This is a genomic window from Halomonas halophila (assembly GCF_030406665.1).
GTDB lineage: Bacteria > Pseudomonadota > Gammaproteobacteria > Pseudomonadales > Halomonadaceae > Halomonas > Halomonas halophila.
The window spans coordinates 198,146-221,178 of sequence record NZ_CP129121.1 but is presented as its reverse complement, the minus strand read 5'-3'; the positions used below and the strand labels follow the sequence as shown (position 1 = coordinate 221,178).

Here is a 23,033-nt window from a genome sequence, read left to right as displayed (position 1 = left end):
TGCCGAACGCCCCAAAATGGAGCCTGGAAGGCCTCTTTGCACCAAACGCGTGCACACCTTCTTTTCTCGCGCACCAAACCGACGCTTCCGCCGTTCGGACGCCGTGCGACGCGCCCCATGGCGAAAAACACCTCGACGATCCGGATTCCGGCGGCTACAAGGCTGGTAGCGTCGAGGTCCTGACCCTATAATGCCACCCCAATTTCCCAGCAGGATCCCGTCGTGATCGAGAATCTTCGCAACATCGCCATCATCGCTCACGTCGACCACGGCAAGACCACCCTGGTCGACAAGCTCCTCCAGCAGTCCGGCACCCTGGACCGCAAGGCCGAAGGCCAGGAGCGCATCATGGACTCCAACGACCAGGAGAAGGAACGCGGCATCACCATCCTGGCCAAGAACACGGCGATCCGCTGGGATGATGGCAAGGGCCGCGACTACCACATCAACATCGTGGACACCCCTGGACACGCCGACTTCGGCGGCGAGGTCGAGCGCGTGATGTCCATGGTCGACTCCGTGCTGCTGATGGTCGACGCCGTCGACGGCCCGATGCCGCAGACCCGCTTCGTGACCCAGAAGGCCTTCGACCAGGGCCTCAAGCCGATCGTCGTGGTCAACAAGATCGACCGCCCGGGCGCCCGCCCGGACTGGGTCATCGACCAGATCTTCGACCTGTTCGACAACCTCGGCGCCTCCGACGAGCAGCTCGATTTCCCGATCATCTACTGCTCCGCGCTCAACGGCATCGCCGGCACCGAGCCGGAAGAGCTGAGCGATGACATGCGCCCGATGTTCGAGGCCATCGTCGACATCGTCGAGCCGCCCAAGGTCGAGCTGGAAGCGCCGTTCCAGATGCAGGTCTCCGCACTGGACTACAACAGCTACGTCGGCGTCATCGGCCTGGGCCGCATCACCCGCGGCAGCGTCAAGCCGAACCAGCAGGTCACCGTCGTTTCCAAGGAAGGCAACACCCGCCGCGGCAAGATCGGCCAGGTCATGACCCACCTCGGCCTCGAGCGCGTGCAGACCGAGGAAGCCACCGCCGGCGACATCATCTGCATCACCGGCATCGAGGATCTGGCGATCTCCGATACGCTGTGCGACCCGTCTGCCGTCGAGGCGCTGCCGGCGCTGACCGTCGACGAACCGACCGTGTCCATGACCTTCCAGGTCAACGACTCGCCGTTCGCCGGCAAGGACGGCAAGTTCGTCACCAGCCGCAACATCAAGGATCGCCTCGACCAGGAGCTGATCCACAACGTGGCGCTGCGCGTCGAGCAGGGCGACTCCCCCGAGAAGTTCATCGTCTCCGGCCGCGGCGAGCTGCACCTCTCGGTGCTGATCGAGAGCATGCGTCGTGAAGGCTTCGAGCTGGCCGTGGGCCGCCCCGAGGTCATCATCCGCGAGATCGACGGCCAGGAGCAGGAGCCCTACGAAGAAGTCATCATCGACTGCGAGGAGCAGCACCAGGGCGCCATCATGGAAGAGCTCGGCTACCGCAAGGGCGAGCTCAAGAACATGAACCCCGACGGCAAGGGCCGGGTGCGTCTCGACTTCATCATCCCGGCGCGCGGCCTGATCGGCTTCCGCGGTCAGTTCCTGACCCTGACCTCGGGCACCGGCATCCTGACCAGCCGCTTCGACCACTACGGCGACCTCAAGCCGGACGCCTCGGTCGAGCGTCGCAACGGCGTGCTGGTCTCCATGGTCTCCGGCAAGGCCCTGGCCTACGCGCTGTTCGCGCTGCAGGACCGCGGCAAGCTGATCATCGAGCACGGCACCGAGGTCTACGAGGGCATGCTGATCGGCATCAACAGCCGTGCCGAGGACATGGTCGTCAACCCGACCAAGGCCAAGAAGCTCGACAACATGCGCGCTTCCGGCAACGACGAGAACCTGGTGCTGACCCCGCCGATCCGCTTCACCCTGGAGCAGGCCATCGAGTTCCTCGACGACGACGAGCTGGTGGAGATCACCCCGAACCACATCCGCCTGCGCAAGAAGCTGCTGTCCGAGAACGAGCGCAAGCGCGCCAAGAAGAAGTAAGCGTCTTCGCCGCACCGCGCGTCTGAGCGCCGCGATTCGCTGCGCACAAGGAGCCCGCCATCATGGCGGGCTCCTTCGTTTCAGCGGCCGCCGTGCCAGCCCTTTCCCTCCATCGGTGGCCTCGCCCCCCGGCCGGGGACTATGCTGAGGCTCCAGCATTCGCCATGGAGGCCAGCCCGATGCACAAGCACGTCGAATGGGACGATCCCGGCAGCGCCAGCGTGCTGCGCTACTACCAGGACCATCCCCAGGATTACCCGGAGCCCCACGAGGGCAGCATCATCAGCGCCCACTTCCGCGGCTTCACGGTGCGGGTGCGGGTCGACGCCCACGTCGAGGACACCAGCATCGGCGAGGTGGTTGCGCTGATCGCCGACGACAACGGACGCCGCGAGCAGCACGTCGGCGACCTGGCGCTCGGCGACACCGTGCGCCTGCCCGATGCCCTGCGTGCGCTCGAGCCGCGTCACCCCGAGGCGGACGACGATCCCGACTGAGCCGGCGACCGGATTACCATCCGCCATCGCCAACGGCCCCTAAACGCTAGCCATCTGGTCAAGTACCCCGCGTCTGGCGCACAGTGACGACCATGGGGCGGCACCGCCCCACGCAGCCCCCATGGCCCGCTCGTGGCCGTGGGGCCCGAGTCACGAGGCCGCGAGCGCCGGGAACCGATGAGCACCAACAACGTCTGGACGCACAAGGGCACCTTCCTGCTCGCCGCCGTCGGTTCGGCGGTAGGGCTGGGCAACCTGTGGCGCTTTCCCTACCTGGCCGGCGAGAACGGGGGCGGGGCCTTCCTGCTGGTCTACGCCCTGACCATCTTCGCGGTCGGCATCCCGATCCTGATCGCCGAGACCATGCTCGGCCGCAACAGCCGACGCAGCCCGATCATGGGCATGCGCTTCCTGACCCGCACCCATCACACCTCCCGCGCCTGGGAATCCATCGGCTGGCTGGGCGCGGTCTCGGCCTTCGTGATTCTCAGCTTCTATTCGGTGATCGCCGGCTGGGCGATTCATTACACCGGGCTGATGCTCAGCGGTAGACTGATCGACGCCGATGCCGAGCGCGTGGCCGCGAGCTTCGATGTCCTGCTGGCCTCGCCGCCGCTGCTGGCGCTCTACCACAGCCTGTTCATCGGCGCCTCGGCGCTGATCGTCGGGCTCGGCGTCCATCGCGGCATCGAGAACGGCCTGCGCATCCTGATGCCGGCACTGTTCGTGATCCTGATGGTGGTGCTGGCCTACGCGGTGATGATCGGCGACATGGCCGCCGCCGCGGACTTTCTGTTCACTTTCCACCTGGCCGATCTGAGCCTGGAGGGCTGGCTGGAGGCCATGGGCCAGTCGTTCTTCACCCTGAGCCTCGGCATGGGGGCCATCATGGCCTACGGGGCCTACATGTCCGGCGACGCCTCCTTGACCGGCACCGCCTTCACCGTGGCCATCGTCGACACCGCCGTGGCGCTGGTCGCCGGCCTGGCGATCTTCGCCCTGGTCTTCGGCGCCGGGCTCGACCCGGCCGAGGGCCCGGGGCTGATGTTCGTCACCCTGCCGCTGGCCTTCGGCGAGATGCCCGGCGGCACGCTGCTCGGTGCCGTCTTCTTCCTGCTGGTGCTGGGCGCGGCGCTGAGCTCGGCGATCTCGCTGATCGAACCGGTGGCCGCCTACCTGGTCGAGCGCTTCGACCTCAGCCGCCCCCAGGCGGTGTCCGCCATGGTGGTGGCCAGCTGGGCGCTGGGCCTGCTCACGGTGTTCAGCTTCAACGCCTGGGCCAGCGACTCGCCCTTCCACGAGTTGTTCGGCCGCAGCCCCTTCGCGGTGCTGGAGCTGCTCACCAACATCTTCATGCCGCTCGGCGGCCTGCTGATCGCGCTGTTCGCCGGCTGGGTACTGACCCATGGCGAAGTGACCAAGGAGATGCGCACCGGCGCGAGCTGGTTCCGGGTCTGGCGCCTGCTGGTACGCTTCGTGGCGCCGGCCGCCGTGGCCTTCGTGTTCCTGCGCAGCATTCCCCAGGTACAGGGCTACTGGGTTCCGGCCATCGGCGCGGCGGTGATCGTCGGCGCCTTCGCCGCCGCACACAGCTTCCTGGTGGAGCGCCACGGCTCATGAGGCCCCTCGCTCCACCCCATAACAATGAACAATGCATAACGAGGGCACCATGTCCGCCATCATCGACGTCCAACACGTCAACAAGGCCTTCGGCGGCCTCCAGGTCATCAACGACTGCTCCCTTCAGGTCGAGGAAGGCTCGATCACCGGCCTGATCGGCCCCAACGGCGCCGGCAAGTCGACGCTGTTCAACATCATCGCCGGCGCCCTGCCGCTCGACTCGGGCCAGATCCTCTTCGACGGCGAGGACATCACCAACCGCCCCGCCGACGCCTTGTTCCACAAGGGCCTGCTACGCACCTTCCAGATCGCCCACGAGTTCTCGAACATGACGGCGCTGGAGAACCTGATGATGGTGCCGCCCGCCCAGGCCGGCGAGAACCTGTTCGCCTCCTGGTTCAAGCCGGGTCAGGTGCGACGCGAGGAAGCCGAGGTGAGGCGCCGGGCGCTGGAGGTGATCGACTTCGTCGGCCTGCACCACGTGCGCAACGAGCTGGCCGGCAACCTCTCCGGTGGCCAGAAGAAGCTGCTCGAGCTCGGCCGCACCATGATGACCGACGCCAAGGTCGTGCTGCTGGACGAGATCGCCGCCGGGGTCAACCGCACCCTGCTCGGCGACCTGGTCGGCAACATCGAGCGCCTCAACCGCGAGATGGGCTACACCTTCCTGGTCATCGAGCACGACATGGACATGATCGCGCGGCTCTGCGACCCGGTGATCGTGCTGGCCCAGGGCAGCGTGATGGTCGAGGGCAGCATCGAGGAGATCCAGAACAACCCCGAGGTCATCGAGGCCTACTTCGGTTCTCCGGCGGCCTAGGGGCACCGACGCTCCCGGGGCTCAAGGAGCGGGTCCGCGACACCAGGGCATTCCCCGTCACCCGAGGAATGCCCGTCGCAGCAACAACAACGACGGGCGGCCGGATCCCGCCCGATAACGACAACGCAGAGAACCAGCTATGCCACTACTCGACGCACGCGACGTGCACGGCGGCTACGGCGGCATGAACATCCTCAACGGGGTGGACATGGCCATCGAGGCGGACGAGATCGGCGTCATCGTCGGTCCCAACGGGGCCGGCAAGTCGACCATGCTCAAGGCCGTGTTCGGCCTGCTCCACGTCAGCCAGGGCGAGATCCTGCTGCGCGGCGAACCCATCCACAACCTGCCGCCCAACAAGCTCGTGCAGAAGGGCATGGGCTTCGTGCCCCAAGAATACAACGTCTTCCCCAGCCTCTCGGTGAAGGAAAACCTGGAGATGGGCGCCTACCTCAAGCCCGGTAACGTCAAGCGCATGCTGTCCCGGGTCTACGAGTTCTTTCCGCCGCTCAAGGACAAGCGCCACCAGCCCGCCGGCGAGCTCTCCGGCGGCCAGCGCCAGATGGTCGCCATGGGCCGCGCGCTGATGGCCGAGCCCGAGGTGCTGCTGCTCGACGAGCCCACCGCCGGGCTCTCGCCGCTGTACATGAACGAGATCTTCGAGCGGGTGAAGGAGGTCAACGCCGCCGGTGTCGGCATCCTGATGGTCGAACAGAACGCCAAGCAGGCGCTGGCCATCGCCGACAAGGGCTTCGTGCTGGCCGCCGGCCAGAACCGCTTCACCGACACCGGCGCGGCCCTGCTGGCCGACCCGGACGTCGCCAAGAGCTTCCTCGGCGGCTGAGACCGCCCCGACGGCACATCGGAGAGACCCCGTGAACGAACTCGTCTTCTTCATCAACAACGTGGTGATCGCCGGCAGCGTGGCCGGCTCGATCTACGCCATCGGCGCGGTGGGCGTGACGCTGATCTTCAGCATCATGCGCTTCGCCCACTTCGCCCACGGCGACATGATGACCTTCGGCGCCTTCATGGTGCTGCTGCTGACCACCCTCTTCCCGCAGGCCGGCGCCGCCATCGGCGTGCCCACGCCGCTGATCATGCTGCCGCTGGCCATGGCGCTGACCGCGCTGCTGGCGGTGGGCATCGACCGCACCTTCTACAAGCCGCTGCGTGCCCACGGCGTGAAGCCGATCGTCATGGTCATCGCCTCGCTGGGCGTGACCCTGATGCTGCAGGGGCTGATCCGGCTGTTCGCCGGCACCGGCGGCGAGAGCCTCTACGTCGACGACCGCAAGGAGATCTTCCGCATTCCGCTGCCCATCGAGGGCGTGCGAGTGCCGGTGGTGATCACCGAGCCGCAGCTCTACCTGTTCGCGCTGACGCTGATCAGCGTGGTGGCACTGCACTTCTTCCTGTCGCGCTCGCGGCTGGGCAAGGCCATGCGGGCGATGTCCGACAACCCCTCGCTGGCCCAGGCCTCGGGCATCAACACCAACACCATCGTTGCCGTGACCTGGGTGCTCGCCGGCGGCCTGGCCGCCATCGCCGGCACCCTGCTGTCGCTGGACGTGACCTTCAAGCCGGACCTCAGCTTCTTCCTGCTGCTGCCGATCTTCGCCGCGGCCATCGTCGGCGGCGTGGGCCACCCCTACGGCGCCATCGCCGGCGGCTTCGTGGTCGGCTTCGCCGAGACGCTGGCGGTGTTCAACTGGGGCATCCTGCTCCGGCCGTTCCGTGACAGCCTGCCCGAGTGGCTGTCGCTGCCCGGCAACCTGGCCTTCGTCGGCACCGAGTACAAGATCGTGGTGCCCTTCTTCATCCTCGTCGCCATCCTGGTGTGGCGCCCCACCGGCATCTTCAAGGGCAAGGTGATCTGATGAGCACGAAACGCACCGATACCGTCGCCGCCCCGCGCCGCTTTCCGCTGCGCGAGGTGGTCATCTTCGTGGCCCTGCTGATCGCCGTGCTCGGCGTCTACGGGATCATGGGCGCCGCCTACAGCACCCGCATGCTGGTCGAGGCCGCCTGCTACGCCATCCTGGCCCTGGGCCTGACCATCCAGTGGGGCTATGCCGGCCAGTTCAATGCCGGCGTCATGGGCTTCGTCGCCCTGGGCGGCTTCTGCGCCATGTTCTTCAGCGTGCCGGTCAACGAGGCCTTCTGGGACTCCGAGCTGCCCGGCGAGCTCGCCGTGGTGCTGGGCTATATCGTCGGCGCCGCGCTGGTGGTGTTCGGCGCTTCGCGGCTCGACCGCATCGGCGTGCCGAAGAAGCTGCGCACCGTCATCACCGTGGTGCTGGCCGTGGTGCTCTACCTGGTAGTGATCAGCGCCTTCCGCAGCGTGACCGGGCAGATCGAGTCCCAGGCCGGCTTCGTCGGCGGCCTGGGCCTGCCGCCCTGGGTCGGCTGGATCGTCGGCGGCGCCCTGGCCGGCGGCGTGGGCTACTTCATCGGCCACGTCTGCCTGGGCCTGCGCAGCGACTACCTGGCCATCGCCACCATCGGCATCGCCGAGATCATCAAGGCGTTCCTCAAGAACTCCGACTGGCTGACCCGCGGCACCGCCACCGTATCGCCGCTGCCCTGGCCGGTGCCCGGCCCCGCCGAAGTGGGCTTCACCCTGGCCCGCGCGCTGTACCTGTCGGTGACGGCGGTGGTGATCGCGGCGATCTTCTTCCTGCTGCACCGCGCCTACCACGCCCCCTGGGGGCGGATGATCCGCGCCATCCGCGACAACGAGATCTCGTCCGCGGCCATGGGCAAGAACATCAACCGACGCCGCCTGGAGATCTTCGTGCTGGGCTGCATCCTGATGGGCATTGGCGGTGCCGTGCTGGCGAGCTTCAACAGCCTGTTCGACCCACAGGGCTACCTGCCGCTGAACCACACCTTCCTGGTGCTGGTGATGGTCATCCTCGGCGGCCCCGGCAACAACCTGGGCACCATCTTCGGCGCCGTGGCGGTGTACATCATCTGGTTGATGTCTGAGCCGCTGGCGCTGTTCCTGATGGAGCTGGCCGTGCACTTCGGCGAGAGCACCTTCGGCTGGGATGCTCCGGCCAGCCTCGACAGCCGCGCGCTTCAGGCCCGAGTGTTCGTGATCGGCCTGCTGATCACCCTGGTGCTGCGCTTCGCGCCCAAGGGGCTGCTACCCGAGAAGACCAAGCACGTCGACTAGCGCTTCGTCCCGCCCACGAACGCCCCGCCCTCCTGAAGAGGACGGGGCGTTTTTTCGAATATCGATCCAGGCTCGGTCTCGGCACCCTGTTCGACCGTCCAGACATGAAAAACCCCAAGCCTTCTAGGCTCGGGGTTATCTCGGTAATAAGTGCCTGACGGAGCCCGGTCGGCGTGCCGATACTCTCCAGGTGAACGCCCTTGTCTTCTCTTTTTCATCGCCCCGAATGAAAAAAAACCGACTCGATGAGCCGGGGTTTTCTCGATATAAGTGCCTGACGAGGATCCGGCCGGCGACCCGGAGGGCGGCTCCCGCGACTCTCCATGGGAACTCCCCTTGTCTCCTATTTTTCGCCGGCCCAATGAGAAAAGCCCCAACCTCATCTGAGGTCGGGGCTTTTCCGGTATAAGTGCCTGACGATGACCTACTCTCGCATGGGAACTCCCACACTACCATCGGCGCTGAGCGGTTTCACTGCTGAGTTCGGCATGGGATCAGGTGGTTCCCGCACGCTATGGTCGTCAGGCGAAAAAGGCAATGCGAATCATGCTGACGAGATATGTCTCTCGCGTATCCGCCGTCGTCTGTTGTCCATCACAGACCACTTGGGTGTTATATGGTCAAGCCTCACGGGCCATTAGTATCGGTTAGCTCAACGCCTTGCAGCGCTTCCACACCCGACCTATCAACCAGCTCGTCTCGCTGGGCCCTTCAGGAGGCTCGAGGCCTCGGGGAGATCTCATCTTGAAGGAGGCTTCCCGCTTAGATGCTTTCAGCGGTTATCCCGTCCGACCATAGCTACCCGGCGATGCCACTGGCGTGACAACCGGAACACCAGAGGGTCGTCCACTCCGGTCCTCTCGTACTAGGAGCAGCACTTCTCAAATCTCCAACGCCCACGGCAGATAGGGACCGAACTGTCTCACGACGTTCTAAACCCAGCTCGCGTACCACTTTAAATGGCGAACAGCCATACCCTTGGGACCGACTTCAGCCCCAGGATGTGATGAGCCGACATCGAGGTGCCAAACACCGCCGTCGATGTGAACTCTTGGGCGGTATCAGCCTGTTATCCCCGGAGTACCTTTTATCCGTTGAGCGATGGCCCTTCCATACAGAACCACCGGATCACTAGAACCTACTTTCGTACCTGCTCGACGTGTCTGTCTCGCAGTTAAGCACCCTTATGCTCTTGCACTCATTGCACGATTTCCAACCGTGCTGAGGGTACCTTCGTGCTCCTCCGTTACGCTTTGGGAGGAGACCGCCCCAGTCAAACTACCCACCACACACGGTCCTCGATCCGGATAACGGACCGGAGTTAGAACGCCAATGATGCCAGGCTGGTATTTCAAGGTTGGCTCCACTCGATCTGGCGACCGGGTTTCCAAGCCTCCCAGCTATCCTACACAAGCAACATCAGCGTCCAGTGTGAAGCTGTAGTAAAGGTTCACGGGGTCTTTCCGTCTAGCCGCGGGTACACAGCATCTTCACTGCGATTTCAATTTCACTGAGTCTCGGGTGGAGACAGCGTGGCCATCATTACGCCATTCGTGCAGGTCGGAACTTACCCGACAAGGAATTTCGCTACCTTAGGACCGTTATAGTTACGGCCGCCGTTTACCGGGGCTTCGATCAGGAGCTTCGCTTACGCTAACACCATCAATTAACCTTCCGGCACCGGGCAGGCGTCATACCCTATACGTCCGCTTACGCGTTTGCAGAGTACTGTGTTTTTAATAAACAGTTGCAGCCACCTGGTATCTTCGACCGGCGTCAGCTCCACCCGCAAGGGGCTTCACCTAATACCGGCGTGCCTTCTCCCGAAGTTACGGCACCATTTTGCCTAGTTCCTTCACCCGAGTTCTCTCAAGCGCCTTGGTATTCTCTACCTGACCACCTGTGTCGGTTTGGGGTACGGTTCCACTGTATCTGAAGCTTAGAGGCTTTTCCTGGGAGCGTGGCATCGATGACTTCCAGACCGTAGTCTGTTCGTCTCGTCTCTCGGCCTTGGGGAACCGGATTTGCCTAATCCCCCAGCCTACTGACTTTCACCAGGACAACCAACGCCTGGCTCACCTAGCCTTCTCCGTCCCCCCATCGCAATACAGTGAAGTACGGGAATATTGACCCGTTTCCCATCGACTACGCCTTTCGGCCTCGCCTTAGGGGCCGACTCACTCTGCTCCGATTAGCGTCGAACAGAAACCCTTGGTCTTCCGGCGGGGAGGTTTTTCACCCCCCTTATCGTTACTCATGTCAGCATTCGCACTCGTGATACCTCCAGCAAGCCTCTCGACTCACCTTCGTCGGCGTACACGACGCTCCTCTACCGCGCATCATTCGATGCACCCGTAGCTTCGGTACCTGGTTTGAGCCCCGTTACATCTTCCGCGCAGGCCGACTCGACTAGTGAGCTATTACGCTTTCTTTAAAGGATGGCTGCTTCTAAGCCAACCTCCTAGCTGTCTGAGCCTTCCCACATCGTTTCCCACTTAACCAGGATTTGGGGACCTTAGCTGACGGTCTGGGTTGTTTCCCTTTTCACAACGGACGTTAGCACCCGCTGTGTGTCTCCCACGCTGCACTCACCGGTATTCGGAGTTTGCCTCGGGTTGGTAAGTCGGGATGACCCCCTAGCCGAAACAGTGCTCTACCCCCGGCGGTGATACGTGAGGCGCTACCTAAATAGCTTTCGAGGAGAACCAGCTATCTCCGGGCTTGATTAGCCTTTCACTCCGATCCACAAGTCATCCAAATCTTTTTCAACAGATCCTGGTTCGGTCCTCCAGTTGATGTTACTCAACCTTCAACCTGCTCATGGATAGATCGCCCGGTTTCGGGTCTATATCCAGCGACTGGTCGCCCAGTTAAGACTCGGTTTCCCTACGCCTCCCCTATACGGTTAAGCTCGCCACTGAATATAAGTCGCTGACCCATTATACAAAAGGTACGCGGTCACGGGACGAGCCCGCTCCCACTGCTTGTACGCACACGGTTTCAGGGTCTATTTCACTCCCCTCTCCGGGGTTCTTTTCGCCTTTCCCTCACGGTACTGGTTCACTATCGGTCAGTCAGGAGTATTTAGCCTTGGAGGATGGTCCCCCCGTCTTCAATCAGGGTTTCACGTGCCCCGACCTACTCGATTTCACGGGATCAGGCTTTCGACTACGGGGCTATCACCCTGTATCGCTGAGTTTCCCAACTCATTCGCCTAACCTTTCACCCGCTTAAGGGCTGGTCCCCGTTCGCTCGCCGCTACTGGGGGAATCTCGGTTGATTTCTTTTCCTCGGGGTACTTAGATGTTTCAGTTCCCCCGGTTCGCCTCGTGCACCTATGTATTCAGTGCACGATACCTATCTGACGATAGGTGGGTTTCCCCATTCAGAGATGTCCGGGTCGCAGGTTGTTTGCCACCTCGCCGAACCTTATCGCAGGCTTCCACGTCTTTCATCGCCTCTGACTGCCAAGGCATCCACCGTGTGCGCTTCATCGCTTGACCATATAACCCCAAGGGGTCTGATCCGCGATGACAACCACGACAATTGCCGGATACGCTTGAGACGTATCTCATGCCCTCTCCCGGGTAGGAGAGGGACTTTGTCAGCATGATTCACATTGTTAAAGAGCGACTGTCAATCGACAGTCACAAACGTGTCATTGCCTTTTGCAATGATCGTTTGTGACTGCGGATTCACATAAAACCGACTGCAGGACCCTGTGGAGCGTGGTGGAGCCTAGCGGGATCGAACCGCTGACCTCCTGCGTGCAAGGCAGGCGCTCTCCCAGCTGAGCTAAGGCCCCTCTGAATACCCATACGTGACATGGGAATTTTATTCAGGACAAGGCGTTTTGTGGCGACGCATAGCCTGCTATGCGAGTCACAAAACAACGCGGTACTGGATAAAATTTGGTGGGTCTGGGCAGATTTGAACTGCCGACCTCACCCTTATCAGGGGTGCGCTCTAACCAACTGAGCTACAGACCCATTGGTCACGCTGGGTCTATACCCAAACAGTCTTTTGCTCTGGCCGATCAGATAATTCATTGTGGACACTTGCCGGGTGGCGGTGACGTCGTCGATTAAGGAGGTGATCCAGCCGCAGGTTCCCCTACGGCTACCTTGTTACGACTTCACCCCAGTCATGAACCACACCGTGGTGATCGCCCTCCGAAGTTAGGCTAACCACTTCTGGTGCAGTCCACTCCCATGGTGTGACGGGCGGTGTGTACAAGGCCCGGGAACGTATTCACCGTGCCATTCTGATGCACGATTACTAGCGATTCCGACTTCACGGAGTCGAGTTGCAGACTCCGATCCGGACTGAGACCGGCTTTATGAGATTAGCTCCCCCTCGCGGGATGGCAGCCCATTGTACCGGCCATTGTAGCACGTGTGTAGCCCTACTCGTAAGGGCCATGATGACCTGACGTCGTCCCCACCTTCCTCCGGTTTGTCACCGGCAGTCTCCCTAGAGTTCCCGACCGAATCGCTGGCAAATAGGGACAAGGGTTGCGCTCGTTACGGGACTTAACCCAACATTTCACAACACGAGCTGACGACGGCCATGCAGCACCTGTCTGAGCGTTCCCGAAGGCACCCATCCATCTCTGGATGGTTCGCTCGATGTCAAGAGTAGGTAAGGTTCTTCGCGTTGCATCGAATTAAACCACATGCTCCACCGCTTGTGCGGGCCCCCGTCAATTCATTTGAGTTTTAACCTTGCGGCCGTACTCCCCAGGCGGTCGACTTATCGCGTTAACTGCGCCACAAAGGTCTCGAGGACCCCAACGGCTAGTCGACATCGTTTACGGCGTGGACTACCAGGGTATCTAATCCTGTTTGCTACCCACGCTTTCGCACCTCAGCGTCAGTGTCAGTCCAGAAGGCCGCCTTCGCCACTGGTATTCCTCCCGATCTCTACGCATTTCACCGCTACACCGGGAATTCTACCTTCCTCTCCTGCACTCTAGCCTGACAGTTCCGGATGCCGTTCCCAGGTTGAGCCCGGGGCTTTCACAACCGGCTTATCAAGCCGCCTACGCGCGCTTTACGCCCAGTAATTCCGATTAACGCTTGCACCCTCCGTATTACCGCGGCTGCTGGCACGGAGTTAGCCGGTGCTTCTTCTGCGAGTGATGTCCTTCTTGCAGGGTATTAACCCACAAGCGTTCTTCCTCGCTGAAAGTGCTTTACAACCCGAAGGCCTTCTTCACACACGCGGCATGGCTGGATCAGGCTTTCGCCCATTGTCCAATATTCCCCACTGCTGCCTCCCGTAGGAGTTCGGGCCGTGTCTCAGTCCCGATGTGGCTGATCATCCTCTCAGACCAGCTACGGATCGCGGCCTTGGTGAGCCATTACCTCACCAACTAGCTAATCCGACATAGGCTCATCCGATAGCGCAAGGTCCGAAGATCCCCTGCTTTCCCCCTTGGGGCGTATGCGGTATTAGCTTGAGTTTCCTCAAGTTATCCCCCACTACCGGGCAGATTCCTATGCATTACTCACCCGTCCGCCGCTCGACGCCTCCTAGCAAGCTAGGATCGTTTCCGCTCGACTTGCATGTGTTAGGCCTGCCGCCAGCGTTCAATCTGAGCCATGATCAAACTCTTCAGTTAAAAGCTTGATAGTTCCTAAGGTGGAACCAAACCTGGTTCAAGATTCAAACGTCTCTTTGACGAGTCGCTTGTCTTGATATCTAGTGACTGGTCACCGACATCCCGACAAGCGCCCACATGAATTATCTGATCGATTGTTAAAGAGCAGCTCTACTCAATAAGGAGAAGAGCATCTTGCGTTCCCGGCCGCTTGACCAGTGCCTCGCAAGGAAGGCGTATTCTACGTGATCGGCGCGTCGTGTCAACCGGGGATCTTCAAGCTCTCGAGAGAGCGAAGCGGATGACCGAGCGGCCGTCTTCAGCGAGTGAAGCGAGGTCCGATCGAGCCCTCAGCGGGCTACCGTAGCGAGTGGCGGGCATTTTACCGATTCCGCTGACCCTGTCAATCGAGCGATTCCGACAATCGCCGAAAAATCTCAAGAGAAACAAGCGCTTTTGCCACTCATCACCGCCTGCAACGTTGCCCGTCGCCGGCAGCGGATGCGTATCCTACGGGCTATCACCGGGATAGTGCAAGGACTTTCTGATCCGACCTCCCGAACGGATCGTACCTCGCCCCGTGTCGTGGCGAAGCGGCCGCAGCCAAAAACGCCCCGCCCTCTGAAGACGAGGGCGGGGCGTTCGTTGGAACGGTACGGTCGCGCTTATTCCTCGGCGTCGACGTAGCCCTGGATGGTGAAGGTGCCGTCCTCGACCAGCATCTCCTGCACGACGCCCGGCACGTCGCCGTTGGCATCGAACTCGTGGGTACCGGAGGCGCCTTCATAGTTGATCTCGGTGCCGGCAGCGATCAGCTCCTTGGCCTTCTCCCATTCACCGGGCAGGATCACCTCGCCCGGGGCGCTGGCGACGCTGCGCAGCGCCTCGTTCAGACCCTCGCGGTCGGCACTGCCATTTTCCTCGATGGCCAGACCCAGCAGGAAGGCGGCGTCGTAGGCCTGGGCGGCAAACACCGCACTGGGATCGATGCCGGCCGCGTTGGCCTGCTGGTTGAACATGGCCGTGCCCGGCAGCTCCGGGCTGCCCGGACGAGTGGCGATCATGCCGTTGAGCACGTCGGCGCCGATGGCCTCGACCAGGCTGTCGCCGACCATGCCGTCACCGCCCACGTACTGGGTGAACATGCCGCTCTCGTAGGCCTGGCGGACCACGGTCTGGCCGGAGGTATCGGCGTAGGCCAGCACCACCAGTGTCTGGGCACCGGTGGCGGCCAGCGAGCCGAGCTCGGAGCGGTAGTCGGCGCGGTTATCCTCGTGGGCGAGGTTCTCCAGCACCATGCCGCCACCGTTCTCGTAGGCGGCCACGAAGGCATCGGCCAGGCCGCGGCCGTAGTCATTGTTGACGTAGGTGACCGCGACTTCCTGGATGCCCTTGTCGAGCAGCAGCTTGGCCAGCATCTCGCCCTGGAAGGCGTCGGAGGGCACGGTGCGGAAGACCAGGTCGTTGTCATCCAGCTCGGTGACCGCCGGCGCGGTGGACGCCGGGGAAACCATGGTCACGCCGCCCGGGATGGCGGCATTGTTGGCCGCGGCCACGGTGGCGCCGGTGCACAGGGCGCCGACGATGGCGGTGACCTGCTCGGTGTTGACCATGCGGTCGGCCGCATTGGAGGCCGCCGAGGCGTCGGAGCAGGTGGTATCGCCGGTCGGCATGACGATGTCCTGGCCATCCAGCAGACCACCCTGCTCGTTGATCTGCTGTACCGCCAGATTGGCGCCATCGAAGATCGGCGGCGTCAGGCTCTCGATGCCGCCGGTGAAGCCGCCGAGGAAGCCGATCTTGACCTCGGCCTGGGCCATGCCGGAGAGGGCCAGGGTGGTCGCGGCCACCGCCGATGCTAGAACGCGTTTCTTCATGATTGTTGGTCTCGCTCTGGTTGCTCGAATCATCCGCTGCGCGAATCACACCCCCTCAATCTGGAAGGCCTCCGCCTAAAACACAACCCGTGGCTGCCAACGCTGGAAACCGCCAAGCCGCCTGCAACATCTTGATTGGCAAGCCTCCCTTCCCGCGTTTCAGCGATCGAACGAGCGCTTCAACGCTGGCCGCCTATACTGAGGATCCATTCCTCCATCGCCGAGCCCCACGATGCGACCGCTGACGTTTCTGACCCTGGCCGCGCTGGCCAGCACCGCCCAGGCCGACGGCCGGGAAATCGACTATCGCGTGAACGACGAAGCCTTCACCGGCTACTTCGCCCCGGCCGACGACGAACCCCGCGGCACGGTGTTGATCGTCCATGACTGGGACGGCCTGACCGACTACGAGCGCCGGCGCGCCGAGATGCTTGCCGAACAGGGCTATGACGCCTTCGCCCTCGACCTCTACGGCCAGGGCAACCGCCCGGTGGAAACCGACGCCAAGAAGGCCGAGACGGCGAAGCTCTACCAGGACCGCAAGCGCATGCGCGAGCTGACCCTGGCCGGGCTGGCCGAGGCCCGCGCCCAGGGCGCGGCAACGCCGACCGTGGTGATGGGCTACTGCTTCGGCGGCGCCGTGGCGCTGGAGCTCGCGCGCAGCGACGCAGCCGAGGACGTGCACGGCTACGCCACCTTCCACGGCGGCCTGGCGACCCCCGAGGGCCAGGGCTATGGGCCGGACACCCCGCCGATCCTGATCGCCCACGGCGGCGGCGACGAGGCCATCCCGCTGGAAGACGTGACATCGCTGGCCCGTCAGCTGGAAGGCGCGGGCGTCGACTACGAGATCGGCATCTACGCGGGCGCGCCCCACGCCTTCACCGTCCTCGACACCGACCGCTATCGGCAGCGCGCCGACGAGCGCTCATGGTCGGCCTTCATGGCACTGCTGGACGAGGTGCTGCCACAGCAGTGAATCACTGCCGCACTCACGTAAGTTTTTAAATACTCCTTTCTGTAGAATCGCGCTCCGGCATGATTTCCCGCTACTAAAAGCCGACAAAACAGAAAGGAGCCATTCCCTTGACCGATTCCACGACGACCACCGGCGGCGGCCTCTGGCGGCGCATCCCGCTGTGGCAGAAGATCCTCGCCGGCCTGGCGCTCGGCGTCCTGACCGGCGCCCTGCTCGGCGACGATGCCAGCCTCTTCAAGCCGCTCGGCGATATCTTCATCAACGCCATCAAGATGCTGATCGTGCCGCTGGTGTTCTCGACCCTGGTGGTCGGCATCACCGCCATGCGCGACCCGCAGAAGATGGGCCGCATCGGCGCGCGCACCATCGCTCTCTACCTGCTGACCACGGCCTTCGCCATCGCCATCGGCCTGTTCGCCTCCTGGCTGTTCCAGCCCGGCACCGGCCTGGAGATGAGCTTCGACGGCGGCGTCGAGGCCAAGGAGGCGCCCAGCCTGCGCGAGATCCTGGTCGGCCTGGTGCCGCAGAACCCGATCGATGCCCTGGCCAGCGGCAACATCCTGCAGATCATCGTCTTCGCCATCGGGCTCGGCATCTCGCTGACCCTGATCGGCGACAAGGGCGAGCCGGTGGTGCGCGTGTTCGAAGGCTTCGCCGAGGCCATGGTCAAGCTGACCAACATCGTCATGGCCTTCGCGCCGATCGGCGTGTTCGGCCTGATCGCCCATGTGGCCGGCAGCTACGGCCTCGAGGTGCTGCTGCCGCTGGCCAAGGTGATCGGCGTGGCCTACCTGGCCAGCGCCCTGCACGTGCTGCTGGTCTACTCCGGCCTGCTGGCGCTGATCGGCAGGCTGAATCCGCTGCGCTACCTGCAGGGCATCCTCGACGCCCTGGTGGTGGCCTACTCCTCGGCCTCGTCGTCCGGCACCCTGCCGGTATCGCTGCGCTGCGCGCGCAACAACCTCGGCGTCTCCGAGGGCGTGTCCGGCTTCGTGCTGCCGGTGGGCGCCACCATCAACATGGACGGCACCGCCATCTATCAGGGCGTGGTCGCGGTGTTCATCGCCCAGCTGATCGGTTTCGACCTGAGCCTGGCCGACTACGGCATGATCATCGTCACCGGCACCCTGGCCTCGATCGGCACCGCCGGCGTGCCCGGCGCCGGTCTGGTGATGCTGTCCATCGTCATGGCCCAGATCGGCCTGCCGCTGGAGGCCATCGCGGTGATCGCCGGCATCGACCGCCTGCTCGACATGGCGCGCACCAGCGTCAACGTGGCCGGCGACCTGATGGTCACCACCCTGGTCGGCAAGAGCGAAGGCGAGCTGGACGAAAGCGTCTACAACGCCCCGCGCAAGAGCTGATACCGCCCCGCTGCCCAGCATGAAACGGGGCGCCGGGACAGGTCATAGAGGGGGTTTTTGCCATGGATGGCAAAAGTAGCGCCCATGGACGGGTTCACAGCGCCCCTCGTCGACCTGTCGACGGATCAGTCCCGTACCACATAGATGCCGGGCGAGGCTTCCGCCCGGCGCACCTTCCGATCCTGCTAGGCTGAGCGCATTCCCTCTCTCGCTCTGGAGGTCTGCATGCTCAGCGTCTTTTCCGGTTCCCGCGCCGAGATCGGCGAGGCCCACGGCCGCACCCACGCCGCCCTGATCACCTCGAGCATCGAGGTCTACGATCGGCTGTTCCACGACTTCGTCGGCCTGCGCTGGGCCGAGGCCCGCCGCGTCGCCGAGCGCTTCGTGCCGATGATCGAACGCGGCTTCCCCGAGATTCTCGACGAGATGGCCGGCATCGCCCGCGGCGCCGGGCTCGATCTCGAGGACATCCTCACCCTCAACTGCCGCAGCGAGATCTCGCTGACCCAGGCCAGTGGCGGCTGCACCGCGCTCTCGATCAACCGCGACGGCACCCAGTGGCTGGCCCAGAACTGGGACTGGCGCAGCGACCAGCTGCACAACGTGGTGGCGATGGAGCTGCGCCCGACGGGCGCGCCGAGCCTGGTCAGCGTCGGCGAGGCAGGAATGGTGGCCAAGATCGGCCTGAACGAGAACGGGGTGGGCGTGTGCCTCAACGCCATTCGCTCGCGGACCCTGGGCGAGGGGCTGCCGATCCACGTGGCGCTGCGCAAGATCCTCGAGGCCGAGTCGTTCGACGCGGCAACCCGGGTGGTCACCCACGACCGGGTCTGCTCGCCGGCCCACTTCCTGATCGCCAGCGGCGATGGCCGCTCCGCCGGCTTCGAGGTGCATCCCGGCCTGCCCGGCGTGCTGGAGCCCCGCGGCGGCGCGGTCACCCACACCAACCACCTCTACGCCGAGACCGCCACTTGCCAGGTGGAGGACTTCCCGCGGCCGGACTCCGGCACCCGGCTCACGCGCATCGACGCGCTGCTGCGCGAACGGCTGCCGCTGGGCGCGGCGGTCGATGCCGAGGCGCTGTTCGCGATGCTCGCCGACCACGACAACGCCCCGCTCTCGATCTGCCGCCACTTCAACCCCGACCAGCCGGCCGAGGAACGCATGGAGACACTGTTCGCGGTGGTCATGAACCTGCGCCAGCGGCGCCTGGTGCTGCGCCACGGCAAGCCCTGCGAGGGCGAGGACACGCTGACGGTGACGCTCGGCGACGCCTGAGTGCCGGCTCGGCCGCTGGCTCAGCTTCGGCGCCAGGCGCCCAGGCGAGGCATGCCATCCAGCTCGCCCTTGAGATAGCGCTCGGTGGTCTGCAGGAAGCGGCGCAGATGCTCGGCGATGGCCTCATCGCGACGCAGCGCCTCCAGCTCGGCCTCATCCTCTTCTTCGCCCGACGCCACGCACGGCTGCCAGGCCATGCGTACGGAACAGGCGCTGACATCGCAGATCTGCAGGCTGGGGCTGGTACCGCGAGACGCCGCCCGGATGTGATAGGCCATGTCACCCTCCCGATAGGGCTATTTAATGATAACGATTATCAAGTGCAAATATGGGGAGGGAGGGGCCGATCTGTCAAGCGAGGGCAACGATGGCATGACGCAGGTCAAGGTCACCGCGACGTCACACGGCTGCCAAGCCAGCGTCATCGACCGCCGCCATCCTAGGGGATTCACCCCTGAGGAGAGACGGATCATGCGCATGACGCGACGCGGCGTACTCAAGCTCGGCCTGGCCGGCGGCGCCACGCTGGGCACCGGCCTGGTCGCCCCCGGCATCGTGCTGGCCGAAGCCCGGCGCCCGGTCGTCGACGGCGGCGTGATGAGCGGCGACATGCTCGCCGACCGCGCCATGCTGTGGTCGCGGGTCGACCGCCCGGCCCGGATGCTGCTCGAGATCGCCGACAACCCCGAGTTCCGCGCCGCCCGCCAGCTTCACGGCCCCGAAGCGCTGCCGACCGGCGGCCTCACCGCGAAGCTGGACGCCACCGGGCTCGGCGGCATGGACGAGGTGCACTACCGGGTGCGCTTCGCCGCCCTGGGCGACCACCGTGCGATCAGCGAACCGGTCACCGGCCGGCTGCGCCTGCCGCCGCAGACGCCACGCGACGTGCGCTTCGTGTGGTCCGGCGACACCGTGGGCCAAGGCTGGGGCATCGACGAGTCGCGCGGCGGCATGACCACCTACGCCACCATGCTCGACCAGCGCCCCGACTTCTTCATCCACTCCGGCGACACCGTCTACGCCGACGGCCCGCTGCAGGAGAGCGTCGAGCTCGCCGACGGCAGCCTGTGGCGCAACCGGGTGACGCCGGAGAAGCTCAAGGTGGCCGAGACCCTGCAGGAATTCCGCGGCCAGCACGCCTACAACCTGCTGGACGCCAACGTGCGGCGCTTCAACGCCGAGGTGCCGATGCTGGCCCAGTGGGACGACCACGAGACCACCAACAACTGGTATCCCGGCGAGCTGCTGGAAGACGACCGCTACACCGAGAAGAACGCCTCGCTGCTGGCCGCCCGCGGCCGCCAGGCCTTCCTCGAGCACATGCCGCTGCGTCAGCGCCCCGAGGCGCCCGGGCGCATCTACCGCCGCTTCGCCTACGGCCCGGGCCTGGAAGTGTTCATGCTCGACATGCGCACCTTCCGCGGCGCCAACGACCGCAACCGTCAGGAGCGCGGCGCCGATCTGCTCGGCGCGGAGCAGCTGCGCTGGCTGCTGAATTCGCTGCGCGATTCCACCGCCACCTGGAAGATCGTCGCCTCCGACATGCCCATCGGCCTGGTGGTGCGCGACGACGATCGCTTCGAGGCCGTGGCCAACGACGAGCCCGGCCAGCCGCTGGGCCGCGAGCAGGAGATCGCCCGGCTGCTCAAGGCGATCCGCGACGAGGCGATCCACAACGTGGTGTGGCTGACCGCCGATGTGCACTACACGGCGGCGCATCACTACTCGCCGGAGCGCGCGAGCTTCCAGGACTTCGCCCCGTTCTGGGAGTTCGTCAGCGGCCCGCTGCACGCCGGCACCTTCGGCCCCGGCGAGCTCGACGCCACCTTCGGCCCCGAGGTGGTGTTCCAGAAGGCGCCGCCGGAAGGCCAGGCCAACCTGCCACCCTCCGACGGCTACCAGTTCTTCGGTCAGGTCGACCTGGACGGCGAGAGCGAGACACTGACCGTGACGCTGAAGGACGCGGCCGGCCAGTCGCTGCACCGCCGCCGGGCAATCCGGCGGCGGCGCGCCCGTGACGACGGGCCGGCGCTCAGCCCGCCAGCGCCTCCTCCACCAACCGCCGCGCCTCGTCGCTCATCGGCAGCCCCAGGGCCAGCTCGTGGGCCCGGGGCGACATCTTCTTCCAGGTCTTCTGCACGATACGGATCAGGTGGTCGTGATCGACCTGCTTCGAGAAATCGGCGAAGTAGTTCTCCAGGAACACCAGGCAGGCGCAGTCCTCCACCGCCTGGGTGCCCGCGTCGCGCCCCAGGCCCTGCTTGCGGATCATCGCCGCCACCCGCTCGGCGTCCTCCTCCGCGTAGCCGGCCTCGCGCATCGCCCGGGCGGTCGTCTCGCCGGCGCGCTTGCCCTGGTCGCGGCGCCAGGTCAGGTAGCCCACCCGGCCTTCGGGATAATCGCCCCGCGGCACCTGCCAGCGCTGCAGGTGCTGGTTGTGCACCGCCAGGCGCACCAGCTCGTCCGGCGCCTCGTCGAGCGCGTTCAGCCAGTCGCTCATGCGTCCGGCGTGCCACAGCTCCAGCGGCAGCGTTTCCCCCGCCACCTCCACCCGGCGCGGGTCCTGTGCGTGCAGGGCATCCAGCGCGGCCTGGGTCCGCTCATAGGGGGACGAATCGCTCATGGTGTCTCCTCGTGCTGATGGCAGGGTGATGGCACGGCCGCGAAGCGGTCATCTTCCCATGGAAGCATGTCGAGGCAGCGTTGACAGCCCGCACGTCGAACGGCCGTTTGCTCACTCGGGCCAGGCGCGCTACGTTGTTGTACGATCATTCAATAAAAGGACTCCCATGACGATCGCCATCCGCCTTCCCCTCGCCACCGCCCTGGCCCTCGGCCTCGCCGCCCCGCTCGCGGCCCAGGCCGACGCCCTCCAGCAGCAGCTCGACGACCTTCAGGACTTCCAGATCATCGCCCACCGCGGGGCCAGCGGCCACGCGCCGGAGCACACCTGGCCGGCCTACCAGCAGGCCCGCGAGATGGGCGCCGACTACCTCGAGCTGGACCTGCACATGAGCGCCGACGGCGAGCTGATGGTGATCCACGACGACACCCTGGACCGCACCACCGACGGCAGCGGCCCGGTGAAGGACCACAGCCTGGCCGAGCTCAAGGCGCTGGACGCCGGCAGCTGGTTCAACGCCGCCCACCCCGAGCGGGCCGACGACGCCTATGCCGGCGCCGAGCTGCTGACCCTCGACGAGGTGATCGACCGCTACGGCAGCGACGTGCGCTACTACATCGAGACCAAGTCGCCGGAGCGCTACCCGGAGCTGCAACGTGCGCTGGTCGAGACCCTCGAGGCCGAGGGGCTGGTGGCCTCCGGCTCGGTGGTGATTCAGTCGTTCAGCCAGGACAGCCTCGAGCAGGTCCACGCGCTCAACGCCGACATCCCGCTGGTGCAGCTGGTGTGGTACTCCCCCGCCGAGGACGGCAGCGGCCTGACCGAATGGACCGGGGTGACCCCGCCGCCCGCCGAGATCAGCGACGCCGACTTCCAGGCCATCGCCGACTACGCCGTGGGCATCGGCCCCAACGTCGTCTACGACGGCGAGGACGTGATCGACGCCGGCTTTGTGGAACAGGCCCACGACAACGGCCTGCTGGTGCACCCCTACACCATCAACGACCCCGAGCAGATGCAGCGCCTGCTCGACTGGGGCGTGGACGGGATGTTCACCAACTTCCCGGATCGGTTAAGTGGGTTGGTGGAGTAAGGCTGGCAGGAAAGGAAAAGCCGGAGAAGGCTAGAAGTGTTAGTCCTCTC

At 64.6% G+C, this 23,033-nt stretch carries 14 protein-coding genes, 2 tRNA genes, 3 rRNA genes and 1 pseudogene; 12 read left to right on the top strand and 8 right to left on the bottom strand.

The annotated features are described in order from the left end of the window. The first annotated feature begins 222 nt into the window (after positions 1-222). The 7 genes from typA to QWG60_RS00950 all read left to right on the top strand — a co-directional run bounded on the left by typA (position 223) and on the right by QWG60_RS00950 (position 8,167). Complete coding sequence (gene typA / locus QWG60_RS00980) at positions 223-2,049, top strand: translational GTPase TypA (RefSeq protein WP_046078507.1); 1,827 nt, start codon at positions 223-225, stop codon at positions 2,047-2,049. A 179-nt stretch (positions 2,050-2,228) separates the two neighbouring features. Continuing rightward, positions 2,229-2,546 (top strand): hypothetical protein, encoded by a 318-nt coding sequence (locus QWG60_RS00975; RefSeq protein ID WP_046078508.1) that lies wholly within the window; start codon positions 2,229-2,231, stop codon positions 2,544-2,546. 177 nt (positions 2,547-2,723) lie between these two features. Further along, positions 2,724-4,166: a sodium-dependent transporter gene (locus QWG60_RS00970; RefSeq protein WP_146909809.1), complete on the top strand. Its 1,443-nt coding sequence runs from the start codon at positions 2,724-2,726 to the stop codon at positions 4,164-4,166. Positions 4,167-4,215: 49 nt separating this feature from the next. Beyond that, positions 4,216-4,986 (top strand): ABC transporter ATP-binding protein, encoded by a 771-nt coding sequence (locus tag QWG60_RS00965; RefSeq protein ID WP_046078509.1) that lies wholly within the window; start codon positions 4,216-4,218, stop codon positions 4,984-4,986. A gap of 139 nt (positions 4,987-5,125) precedes the next feature. Then, complete coding sequence (locus tag QWG60_RS00960) at positions 5,126-5,830, top strand: ABC transporter ATP-binding protein (RefSeq protein WP_035595723.1); 705 nt, start codon at positions 5,126-5,128, stop codon at positions 5,828-5,830. Positions 5,831-5,861: 31 nt separating this feature from the next. Further along, positions 5,862-6,866, top strand: a complete 1,005-nt coding sequence (locus QWG60_RS00955; RefSeq protein WP_046078510.1) for a branched-chain amino acid ABC transporter permease — start codon at positions 5,862-5,864, stop codon at positions 6,864-6,866. After that, positions 6,866-8,167, top strand: a complete 1,302-nt coding sequence (locus tag QWG60_RS00950) for a branched-chain amino acid ABC transporter permease (protein WP_146909807.1) — start codon at positions 6,866-6,868, stop codon at positions 8,165-8,167. Before QWG60_RS00955 ends, QWG60_RS00950 begins: the two co-directional genes overlap by 1 nt. Positions 8,168-8,578: 411 nt before the next feature. Here QWG60_RS00950 and rrf read toward each other — a convergent pair. From rrf to QWG60_RS00920, 6 genes are all read right to left on the bottom strand, one after another. Next, positions 8,579-8,693, bottom strand: a 5S ribosomal RNA gene (gene rrf / locus QWG60_RS00945). 90 nt (positions 8,694-8,783) lie between these two features. Beyond that, positions 8,784-11,670: ribosomal RNA gene (locus QWG60_RS00940) — 23S ribosomal RNA — on the bottom strand. A 226-nt stretch (positions 11,671-11,896) separates the two neighbouring features. Then, positions 11,897-11,972, bottom strand: a tRNA-Ala gene (locus QWG60_RS00935). 107 nt (positions 11,973-12,079) lie between these two features. Beyond that, a tRNA-Ile gene (locus tag QWG60_RS00930) sits at positions 12,080-12,156 on the bottom strand. Between the two features lie 96 nt (positions 12,157-12,252). Continuing rightward, positions 12,253-13,790: ribosomal RNA gene (locus QWG60_RS00925) — 16S ribosomal RNA — on the bottom strand. The 16S, 23S and 5S rRNA genes sit together here with 2 tRNA genes alongside, the layout of an rRNA operon. A 644-nt stretch (positions 13,791-14,434) precedes the next feature. Further along, the gene (locus tag QWG60_RS00920; RefSeq protein ID WP_046077947.1) at positions 14,435-15,649 is read right to left on the bottom strand and encodes an ABC transporter substrate-binding protein; all 1,215 of its coding nucleotides are present in this window, start codon (positions 15,647-15,649) and stop codon (positions 14,435-14,437) included. A 229-nt stretch (positions 15,650-15,878) separates the two neighbouring features. On the opposite strand from QWG60_RS00920, the gene QWG60_RS00915 reads away from it, so the two are divergent. The 3 genes from QWG60_RS00915 to QWG60_RS00905 all read left to right on the top strand — a co-directional run bounded on the left by QWG60_RS00915 (position 15,879) and on the right by QWG60_RS00905 (position 19,267). Further along, complete coding sequence (locus QWG60_RS00915) at positions 15,879-16,625, top strand: dienelactone hydrolase family protein (protein WP_146909120.1); 747 nt, start codon at positions 15,879-15,881, stop codon at positions 16,623-16,625. A gap of 107 nt (positions 16,626-16,732) precedes the next feature. Beyond that, positions 16,733-17,989 carry a dicarboxylate/amino acid:cation symporter gene (locus tag QWG60_RS00910; protein ID WP_035595784.1) on the top strand — a complete coding sequence of 419 codons (1,257 nt, stop codon included), beginning with the start codon at positions 16,733-16,735 and terminating at the stop codon, positions 17,987-17,989. A 225-nt stretch (positions 17,990-18,214) separates the two neighbouring features. Next, positions 18,215-19,267, top strand: coding sequence for a C45 family autoproteolytic acyltransferase/hydolase (locus QWG60_RS00905; protein WP_146909118.1), 1,053 nt, complete (start codon positions 18,215-18,217; stop codon positions 19,265-19,267). Between the two features lie 20 nt (positions 19,268-19,287). Here QWG60_RS00905 and QWG60_RS00900 read toward each other — a convergent pair whose 3' ends face one another. After that, a complete protein-coding gene (locus tag QWG60_RS00900) occupies positions 19,288-19,545 on the bottom strand; it encodes a hypothetical protein (protein ID WP_046077875.1) in 258 nt (85 codons plus the stop codon). Between the two features lie 25 nt (positions 19,546-19,570). Between QWG60_RS00900 and QWG60_RS00895 the strand changes: the two are divergent. After that, positions 19,571-21,160: pseudogene (locus QWG60_RS00895) on the top strand (alkaline phosphatase D family protein); the annotation flags it as partial. Positions 21,161-21,299: 139 nt separating this feature from the next. Here the strand turns inward: QWG60_RS00895 and QWG60_RS00890 are convergent. Further along, a complete protein-coding gene (locus QWG60_RS00890; RefSeq protein WP_107182485.1) occupies positions 21,300-21,890 on the bottom strand; it encodes a DUF4202 domain-containing protein in 591 nt (196 codons plus the stop codon). A gap of 166 nt (positions 21,891-22,056) precedes the next feature. Here QWG60_RS00890 and QWG60_RS00885 point away from each other — a divergent pair, with 166 nt between their 5' ends. Beyond that, entirely contained in the window at positions 22,057-22,983 is a 927-nt protein-coding gene (locus QWG60_RS00885) for a glycerophosphodiester phosphodiesterase (protein ID WP_146909116.1), read from the top strand. Positions 22,984-23,033: the final 50 nt, after the last annotated feature.

What these genes read in the sequence shown, in the direction of transcription:
- QWG60_RS00975 (WP_046078508.1), top strand. Translation starts at nt 2,229, where the DNA reads ATGCACAAGCACGTCGAATGGGACGATCCCGGCAGCGCCAGCGTGCTG.
- QWG60_RS00970 (WP_146909809.1), top strand. Translation starts at nt 2,724, where the DNA reads ATGAGCACCAACAACGTCTGGACGCACAAGGGCACCTTCCTGCTCGCC.
- QWG60_RS00965 (WP_046078509.1), top strand. Translation starts at nt 4,216, where the DNA reads ATGTCCGCCATCATCGACGTCCAACACGTCAACAAGGCCTTCGGCGGC.
- QWG60_RS00960 (WP_035595723.1), top strand. Translation starts at nt 5,126, where the DNA reads ATGCCACTACTCGACGCACGCGACGTGCACGGCGGCTACGGCGGCATG.
- QWG60_RS00950 (WP_146909807.1), top strand. Translation starts at nt 6,866, where the DNA reads ATGAGCACGAAACGCACCGATACCGTCGCCGCCCCGCGCCGCTTTCCG.
- QWG60_RS00915 (WP_146909120.1), top strand. Translation starts at nt 15,879, where the DNA reads ATGCGACCGCTGACGTTTCTGACCCTGGCCGCGCTGGCCAGCACCGCC.
- QWG60_RS00905 (WP_146909118.1), top strand. Translation starts at nt 18,215, where the DNA reads ATGCTCAGCGTCTTTTCCGGTTCCCGCGCCGAGATCGGCGAGGCCCAC.
- QWG60_RS00900 (WP_046077875.1), bottom strand. Translation starts at nt 19,545, where the DNA reads ATGGCCTATCACATCCGGGCGGCGTCTCGCGGTACCAGCCCCAGCCTG.
- QWG60_RS00890 (WP_107182485.1), bottom strand. Translation starts at nt 21,890, where the DNA reads ATGAGCGATTCGTCCCCCTATGAGCGGACCCAGGCCGCGCTGGATGCC.
- QWG60_RS00885 (WP_146909116.1), top strand. Translation starts at nt 22,057, where the DNA reads ATGACGATCGCCATCCGCCTTCCCCTCGCCACCGCCCTGGCCCTCGGC.